The organism is Mesorhizobium sp. B2-5-11 (genome assembly GCF_006440835.1).
Lineage (GTDB): Bacteria > Pseudomonadota > Alphaproteobacteria > Rhizobiales > Rhizobiaceae > Mesorhizobium.
Window position 1 is genome coordinate 232,173 of record NZ_VFUK01000009.1, and the last position, 8,132, is coordinate 240,304.

The 8,132-nt window shown below is 57.7% G+C and carries 7 protein-coding genes and 1 pseudogene; 2 read left to right on the top strand and 6 right to left on the bottom strand.

The genetic code is table 11. The annotated features are described in order from the left end of the window. Positions 1 to 315 precede the first annotated feature (315 nt). The gene (locus FJ490_RS25645) at positions 316 to 528 is read right to left on the bottom strand and encodes a hypothetical protein (RefSeq protein ID WP_224646616.1); all 213 of its coding nucleotides are present in this window, start codon (positions 526 to 528) and stop codon (positions 316 to 318) included. 145 nt (positions 529 to 673) lie between these two features. Between FJ490_RS25645 and FJ490_RS32840 the strand changes: the two genes are divergently transcribed. Beyond that, positions 674 to 844, top strand: a complete 171-nt coding sequence (locus FJ490_RS32840) for a hypothetical protein (protein ID WP_181165432.1) — start codon at positions 674 to 676, stop codon at positions 842 to 844. A gap of 383 nt (positions 845 to 1,227) precedes the next feature. Then, positions 1,228 to 1,449, top strand: coding sequence for a DUF768 domain-containing protein (locus FJ490_RS25650; RefSeq protein WP_140523490.1), 222 nt, complete (start codon positions 1,228 to 1,230; stop codon positions 1,447 to 1,449). A 227-nt stretch (positions 1,450 to 1,676) separates the two neighbouring features. Here the strand turns inward: FJ490_RS25650 and FJ490_RS25655 are convergent. From FJ490_RS25655 to FJ490_RS25675, 5 genes and pseudogenes are all read right to left on the bottom strand, one after another. Further along, a pseudogene (locus tag FJ490_RS25655) lies at positions 1,677 to 1,890 on the bottom strand (transposase); the annotation flags it as partial. A 16-nt stretch (positions 1,891 to 1,906) separates the two neighbouring features. Next, positions 1,907 to 2,368: an EF-hand domain-containing protein gene (locus tag FJ490_RS25660; protein WP_140523369.1), complete on the bottom strand. Its 462-nt coding sequence runs from the start codon at positions 2,366 to 2,368 to the stop codon at positions 1,907 to 1,909. A 933-nt stretch (positions 2,369 to 3,301) separates the two neighbouring features. Beyond that, entirely contained in the window at positions 3,302 to 3,799 is a 498-nt protein-coding gene (locus tag FJ490_RS25665) for a response regulator (RefSeq protein WP_224702955.1), read from the bottom strand. Next, positions 3,774 to 6,455, bottom strand: coding sequence for a PAS domain S-box protein (locus FJ490_RS25670; RefSeq protein WP_140523372.1), 2,682 nt, complete (start codon positions 6,453 to 6,455; stop codon positions 3,774 to 3,776). The genes FJ490_RS25665 and FJ490_RS25670 overlap by 26 nt, the downstream gene beginning before the upstream one ends. Before the next feature lie 365 nt (positions 6,456 to 6,820). Continuing rightward, positions 6,821 to 7,579 carry a Crp/Fnr family transcriptional regulator gene (locus FJ490_RS25675; protein ID WP_224656184.1) on the bottom strand — a complete coding sequence of 253 codons (759 nt, stop codon included), beginning with the start codon at positions 7,577 to 7,579 and terminating at the stop codon, positions 6,821 to 6,823. Positions 7,580 to 8,132 lie beyond the last annotated feature (553 nt).

Genomic DNA, 8,132 nt, shown 5'->3' on the forward strand with positions numbered 1-8,132 from the left:
TCTTTTGCAACGAGCAGGTTCTGGCGGTCATTGCTTCTGATCCGACAATAATCCGCGTAGTTCGATAGTTAATCCGCGGGCATCGATGGCACGCCGTCCATGTTCTGGCGTCAGGTCGGGTGATGCGCGGCGATAGAGCTTCGTGTTGGCCGCGCTACTTCTCATCGGGGGATGCCTTCGCTGCCAGCGAGCGCGGCTCCTTCGGCCATTCCCAATCAGTTCCAGGAGTATGTCCTTGCCGTTCTCCAAACGGATTCCAGACGGCCAGGACGCGCGGTCAAACGGCCTCCTACCTCGCCCTTTATTCACGCCGCTTCATTGAGCTTTGGGCTTAATCAGGTCGCGAAAAACATCAAACCAGAAAAGAAAATCGGCCGTCCGCCCAGCGAAATGTGCTTCCATGGCGCAGTAGACCACTGCCGTTGCCGCGTCTGGGCCATAGAGTTCCCGGGCCGCACTTGCAGCAGCAACTAGGTCGGCGGTATCCGAAAGCATTAGGTCGCGAGTTGCGTCGATCCTTGAAGTCATTTGGTAGTTCTGTGGCGGTGATGCGTCTCGTCAAGAAGGGCGGCCCAAATTCGTCAATACAATCCGCCCGCTTGCTCCGGCCGGCGGTTTTTTTTGCCTGGCGAAACCAAACCAGCGCTGCCACGTTCGGCCGTAGGAGGTTTCGATGGAAGATGACGGCAGCGAACGCGAAGACGAGGGCATGCGGCTTCTTGCTCGGCGGCTGGCTAAAGAAGTCGGCATCTCGGAACGCCAGGCGCGTGACCTGATCAAGCTCATCGGCCCCGATTGGAATTCATTGCTGCGGGAGGCGAGGTTTTTGAGAGACCGCAACTAGGGACGTCAGGTGTTCAAGCAATACGCGGTTCGCGGCCAGAAATCGCCGGTATGCCGACGCGAGCAAATCGCCAGGCGTGCTGTTCTCACTGACCCGGCCTTAGCACCTCCTGCAGGTCGGAGCCGAAGGCTGAAAAAGGCGGTTCTTTCGCTGGAGTGAAAAATTGAATGTGTGGCAGCCATGGCAAGTTATTTTCCGCGAAACGGGATTAGCGGAACCTAAGATCTCCCCGCAGCTTGTTGCGGAATGGACGATCGAACCAAGCCTGAAAAGGTGGTGCCTCCGCCGCCGCCCGGATGGCAGAACGGCAGGGGCATTTTGATAGCGGTCTCAGCGGTTGTGGTTGGGGCTTGCGCGCTGTTCATCTGGTGGTTGTTTTCTCGATGAGCACGCGTGGAACCAACTTCCTTCACAAATGGATATCAAGCAACGTCCCGGAAACAGTCGGGGCGGATGTCACCTCGGTTGCCCAACTCACCCAGAAGCTTTTTTCGGATGCGAAAGCGGCTGGCATCAGCAGCACAGAAATCGAGGAAGATACCGTCAGTTTGTACAACGCAATCCTCGACGCAATAGTACCCCATGAGGCCGGCATGGCGGATTGAGGGGAACGTCCGAATCTCTCCGCCTCATCGCCTGATCAGCCGTCCTTGCCGCTCGCGGTTCAAGCACCTGTGACCGGGCTTCTCATGCCAAAAGAGAGCTGCCGCAGGCCGCGCATGGCCACCTCCCGCCGCAGGTCAGGTGAACAAATGGTCCTCTTCGCGGCCATGTTCCCGGGACTTGGCGGGCCGAGACCGGACAGCTTTGGCGCCCGCGCAATTTTTCTGCCTCAAGCGTGTCGCGAGCAATCGGCCTCATATCCGGCCGCTTTGAAGAAGTTTCTGCATTCGGCTGGCTCGAACAGGTGGCAGATATCGCCGAGAGCCTCGCAAAGCGTGTCGAAGGTTCTGGCCGCCTTCTTTCGCAGGTGCGCCTTGAGTTTTGAGTAGGCCATCTCGATCGGGTTGAGGTCGGGCGAGTATGGCGGCCAGGAACAGGAGCCAGGCGCCCCTTTGGGCGCTACTGCATGTCTCCACCTCCACGACCCTGTGAGAAGGATTGAATCTCCTCGAGGTCAATCCTGCCATCGCCGTTCTCGTCGACGGCGTCAAATATCCGCCCGATCACATCCTGGATCTCGCTGTGCGAAAGGGCTCCATCGCCGTCGGCGTCCATTATCGCAAACATTATTTGCATACGGGCAAAGTACATCATGCGGGGCCCCATGCGATCAGCCTTTCGAGATATCCTGCCCGCCTCGCGAGGCCCTTGTGCGATGTCCCGGTGCCAACCTTTGCGGTGCGGAGGTCCTCCTTCGGGACCGCCATCTCCCTGCAGCTTTTCCTGCAACATCTCGTCTATCATCTGGCGCATCATTTCACGCGTCTGGTCGTCGATATGTCCGGTGGGGCCGGGGGGCGGCGTGGATCCAGACTGCTGCGTTGGCAGCTTAAGGTCCGGTGTCCCGCTCGTCTGGGCCATCGCCGGCAAGCTCAACAAAACCAAAGCAGCGGCAAACTGCCGCCGGCCCGCATTGCGCTTTCATCGGCTTCTCCTTCCTTGGATGGTTGTGCCAAACTTCGGCGTTCACGGCCAAACTTGCTCCTCAAACTTTGGTTCCGATTCGCACGCTCGGCTAGCAGCCGAGCCGGATGCGTCGGTCCTTTCCGACTGACGGTCCGCGACGTTCAGGTCGGGCAGCGGGAGCACCTTCGCTTGCGTCTGGAAAGCGGTCGTCGATGGCATCCGTTCAAGAAGAGCGGCTCCGTGCCGAACGGCCCCGAGCTCTAACTGCCGACCGAAAAAGCGCCGGTCAGGAAGAGGGCGAGCAGTCCTGGAGCAGACATCGCCGAGAGACGGGCAGGACATCGAACGCGCATAGCCGGTGTGCAGCCTCTCCAGCGATCTATGGTAGTCGCGCCACCACGGGCCGATATTGACGGTCGGGAGATTGGCTAACCCACTCTGCGACGTCCATCGTAAGGTGTCCTTCCATGCGGGCGTGTTTGCGTGCACGATGTCGAGACAGCGTTTGGCGGCTTCGCCGAAGAAGCTCACATCGGAAATCCCTGCGACATACTCCGAGTAGCCAATCGCGCTGCCGTGGTGTGCCGATGCCCTTCGGCAGTTCCATGGCCACGGCCCGAAGCCGGACTTCGGTCGAAGTGACGGAGAGATTTGTCGGCACTATGGTATCTAACCAAACCCGGTATGATTGCAGGCCCATGCTATTGGCCTGATACCAGGCCTCCTGGGTTGTCAGGCCAGGCAAAATGGATCCGGTGGTCTGTATGCGTACAGTCGCAATCGATCAGCCGGCCAGCTTGGAGCGTACCAATTCGCGATAGCAACGAAGATTACGTCCGTTAATTTCAAAGCCAGGGCTTCGCCAGCACTGGCTGCCGGCTGTGACGCTCAGCCTTTGTTGTCGAGCTCCTGCAAACCGTTTTGGATGGCTTCGATGAGCATCGCCGTAGAGTAGGGTTTCTGAACCCAGCCGAGTGGTCTTGCCGCTTCGGCTCGAAGCTTTACGTCGCGGTCAGCGTGCGCGGTTGCGAAGATGCACCGTATGCCGAAGTCCCGGTAGAGTTCCAACGCTGCGTCAATTCCGTCCCGCTTGCCAAGCAAGCGGATATCCATCAGGGCAATCGCAGGCTGAGCCGAGCGCGCAATTATGATCGCCTCCTCGGCTGTGCTGGCTATCCCAGCCAACACAAAACCGGCATCGCTAAGACTAGCCTCGACATCGAGGGCTATGAGGTAGTCGTCTTCGACGATCATGATGCATGGTTTGCCGGAAATTCTCGCTTCTGCTCCAATCCCATCATCTCTGGAGAAAACCAACTGAGGTCTGAATGGCTGGTTCGACTCCCCCGTTCGGCCTGTCTCAAACATTGCCGTTTTTAAGGTCAAAGCCGTTCTCCCCGGGAGCCTGAGAAAAAATCACGATGCAACGAGACGGATCTCGCTCAACTTCGAAAATCCCACCAATCTGTCGCGCCAACCCCTCAACCAACCGCAAACCTGACGAGGAAGGACGCACCGCCCTCAGATCGAAACCTGAACCTTCATCCTCTACCGTCAACACCTGCTTTTGACCGTGCTGCTTGATCCCAACCCGAATGATGCTTGCCTTGCCCGCAGATCCATGTTTGACGGCATTGACCAAAAGCTCATTGAGTATGAGCGCAAGCGGCATCGCGATATCGTTGGGCAACTGGATGGGATCGGCGTCGCAAATGAGTTGGACGTTCGCTGGAAACACCTGCTTTGTCGTTTCGCAAATGGCCCCGAGAAAAAGTGGCGCGCTGAAATTGGATGCGTCTGGGGTGTCGTAGAGAACACGTTGAGCCGCAGCCATGGTTGCCACTCGCTTGCTCGCCTCGTCGAGCGTCTTGCGAGCCTCCGAATTTTGACTGGTCCTGGCCGCTACCGAAAGCAAGGACTTCAACATCATCATGTTGTTCTTAACGCGATGGTTGAGTTCGTTAAGCAGGATCCGCTGTTGTGTCTCAGCTTGCTTGCGCTCGCTGACGTCGACCAGCATGTTGATGCCGCCGACAATTGCTCCAGCTGCATCCCGCATCGGCGTCGGATAGGGAATGAATGGAATCCGCGTGCCGTCCGGCCGCTCGGCAATCGCCTCAACTCCCCGGACCGGCCGCCCTTCACGAAGGGAAACAGCCATTGGACACTGGTCGTGAGGAAGTGGCGTTCCATCTGGCCAATAGAGCTTCCAGGTGACGCACCATTCATCACTGCCGATCACCGGCGTGCGGCCGGCGAGTTCGACCGCTGCCTCATTGAAATAGGTGATCTTGCCTTGCTCATCGGTCGTGTAGATTGCAGCAGGGATGGCCGCGAGAAGATCCTGAAGGTGACGTTCACTGTCGCGCACCTTTGCTTCCGCAATTTTCTGCGCAGTTATATCCCGGGCAATTTTGGAGGCGCCAACGATACGGCCCGCTGCGTCTCGGACAGGCGATATAGTCAGAGAAATGTCCACTAGCGACCCATCCTTGTGGCGCCGGACTGTTTCGAAATGATCGACAATTTCGCCCTTGCGTATTCGACCCAGGATGAGCGGCTCCTCTTGCAGCCGATCCGGAGGGATGATGATCGTGATCGGCTTGCCGAGCACTTCCGAGGCCGAATAGCCGAACAGGCGCTCAGCCCCGCGATTCCATGTCAAAATGATCCCATTCAAATCCTTGCTGACGATCGCGTCATGGGAAGACTCCACGATTGCTGCCAGCCTTTGAGCAGCAATTTCGCCCTTTATGCGTTCGATACCGAAACCGAGCTGACGAGCGATGGTCCGACCCGTTTCAATCTGCTGTTCCGAGTGCTCTTGAGGCTGGTCGAAGTAGGCCATGAATTTGCCCAGAAGCCGTCCACCTTGTGTGATCGGAATGAAGTAGACCGCACCAATGCCCTCAGTCTGGATCGCTTGTTTCAATTCTTCCGGCAAATCCGCTTGGTGTGCATCGTCAACACAGATCGGCTGCGGATCTTGGCTCTCCGCTGACCAAGGCGAGTGTCCTTCCACCGCTACGCGGTAAGTGTCGGACAGGCCACGCCAAGCCACAAACTTCATGCGCCCGTTTTTATCCAACAGCAATATCGAAGCACGCTGGCATTGGAGCGCACGTTGGATTGCATCGAGCGCCGGCGCATACACATCCTCTTGCGTGCGCGCATGCTGCAGCATTTCGGTGAATCGATGTATCGCACCCTGTTCCTCGGCACGTTTGGCAAGCGCCGCCTCAACCCGCTTGCGCTCGCTGATATCGTGCTGGACACGTACAGCGTATCGAAATGACCCGTCGCAGTCATGAACGCTCGACGAATTCACAACAGCCCAAAAAACTGATCCATTCTTGCGAACAAATCGCTTTTCAAGTGTGTAGCTGTCGATCTCGCCAGCCACTTGCCGTCGATACTGCTCGCGATCTGCTTCAGCATCGGCGGGAAAGGTGCGGTCAAAAATCGATCGTCCAATCAGCTCATCCTGCGTGTAGCCCAAAAGGTCACACAGATGGGAATTTACCCGCAGCAGTTGGCCTTCGGCGTTTGCTTCCACAATACCAGCGGCAGCGTTCTCATAGGTGATGGCAAGGCGCCGCTCCTGTTCGCGGATAAGCTCCTGCGCCTTGACCGTTTCAGTCACATCGATGGTGATGCAGCGGGTATTGAGGAAGCGGTCACCCAATGCGCGAACGTTGGAGGTTATCTCCACCCAGCGGGTCGAGCCATCTTTGGCACGCAGCCGGGCGCGGTGGTTTTTAAGTTCCTCCCGCCGGGACAGGCGGTCCAATATGTCTCCAATAGCAACCTGATCTGCGTGGAAATCGCGAATGTTGCGGCCTACATATTCGTCGGCCGTGAATCCCAACATTTGCAATTCCGCGCGATTGGCACGCAGGATGGTGCCATCTTTCCCGACGAAGTGAAGTGCGATGGCGGCATTCTCGAAGAAATCCTCAAACTCATTGGTGAGTATCGGATCGGGAACCTCCGAGAGAGAGGCTACCTCGTCGACTTGAGCAGGAAGAATCCCTTGCTTCATTTGGCACCCCGTCCCCACAAGCCCCTTCGAACGCTTGTGGGGATGAAAAGTTCCAAACTGACCGCTTTAATCGGCGCCAGACGCATCAGATCCCTTAGCCCAAGATGCATGAACACCGCGGATCGCGTGCTTGAGGGCCGCCCGGATAGGTTCAATTGCAGCAGAGGAGCCTGAAGAAAATCGCCTGCCGTGCGGCCGAAGCACTATCCGTTAGCACGATTGTGCACGGGCCGAGGTGGTTGAGGAGTGCGTCGGCAATTTGCCCGTTGGGGTCCTCCACCTGCCTCTCAAGCCGAGCGTGCCGTGCGCCATTGCTTGGGCCATCATTGCTGCTGGGAGGTGACGAAGCACGCGAGTAAAAGTCTCTATCGCGGCTCTTTGCGAAGGTTGAGATAAGTCGCGTCGAACTCGGCGGCTCGCACCAAGCGATCCCAGTTCGTGATGGTCACGACCTTACGCTGCCAGGTGATAAGGCCAGCACGGCGCAATGCCATAAGCGTCCGATTGAGATGGACAATCGACAGCCCCACCGTATCCGCCAGCATGCTTTGCGTGACAGGAAATTCGAATGACCATTCCCGGGTCAAGCCGACGACCTCCATACGCAGGAACATCTCGCAAATGATGTGCGCCAGGTGGGCCTCTGCGGACCGGCGCCCGAGGCACGCGATCCAAACCCTCTGAATGGCGGCATCCACCGCCAATACCGTTGTCAGCACGCGGAACAGATGCTGGTGGGTCTCAGTGATCCGATGCAGCGTATCATGCCCGATGAACGCCATGCGAGTTGGCGCCAAAGCAACGACGTTGTGGTCCATAACGTGCAACAGGAATGCATGCAGATCAACGAAGTCGCCTGGAATGTGGAGGGCCGTTATCTGACGCCTGCCGTCGGCGAAGGTGACATTTCTTCCCGTGATCCCCGAGACGATAACGCAGCTCTCCTTGGGTTCGGAGTGCTCCACGACGATTTCGTCGTCGACTTCGTAGTCACGCACGCGCCAGGGGCCGTCCTTAAGTACTGCCCGGTCTTGGGCCGTGAGATCGTCCCGTCGTTCCAGCACCTTGAACAACACGGAGAGATCGAAACCTGATCTGTTCGGCAGTATCGTCTCACCTGGCAAGGGGTTACCTCCTTAATATCGAGCGGGCTCAAAAGCTCAGGTCAGGTTGTATCGCGTGCCATACCTCGCCCCATCACTTGGAAGTAGTCACGTTCCGAGAATCGCCGAGTGTCGGACCATTAGGATGGTACGACTGTCCGCGGGTCGAAGGCGGCAAGCTAGCGATCCATTTCTTCGCGCGGACATCAGAGTGGTGTCACCGCGCGCTCGCCCGCGTGCTGCACACCACCACGCCAGCGAAGACGAGCTACATCTCCCCTCATGATCTCCACCTAAAGAACGTAAAGCTGCACGACGCCGAAGGTTCCGCCACACATGAAGAAGGCTTCATATCTGCCGTGGAACGACACCTTCACGCCAGCGCATCCGACCATCGTCGCCAAGTTCCGGCTTCGTCCAAAACTGTGGCCGCCCAAGATGTCGGATCAGCTTGCGGCAAAACCCTTCAAGCACGTTCGCGAGCTTGGCCCAAGAATGGGAACCTGCGTTGCAGTCGAAAGTTCTTGATGATGGCAACTCGCCCGATCACGAGCGTGCTCACCTCAATTGGCAC

Bases quoted from the DNA above. Each gene is read 5' to 3' on its own strand.
- FJ490_RS25670 (WP_140523372.1), bottom strand. From the start codon at position 6,455: ATGAAGCAAGGGATTCTTCCTGCTCAAGTCGACGAGGTAGCCTCTCTC.
- FJ490_RS25645 (WP_224646616.1), bottom strand. From the start codon at position 528: ATGACTTCAAGGATCGACGCAACTCGCGACCTAATGCTTTCGGATACC.
- FJ490_RS25650 (WP_140523490.1), top strand. From the start codon at position 1,228: ATGAGCACGCGTGGAACCAACTTCCTTCACAAATGGATATCAAGCAAC.
- FJ490_RS25660 (WP_140523369.1), bottom strand. From the start codon at position 2,368: ATGGCCCAGACGAGCGGGACACCGGACCTTAAGCTGCCAACGCAGCAG.
- FJ490_RS32840 (WP_181165432.1), top strand. From the start codon at position 674: ATGGAAGATGACGGCAGCGAACGCGAAGACGAGGGCATGCGGCTTCTT.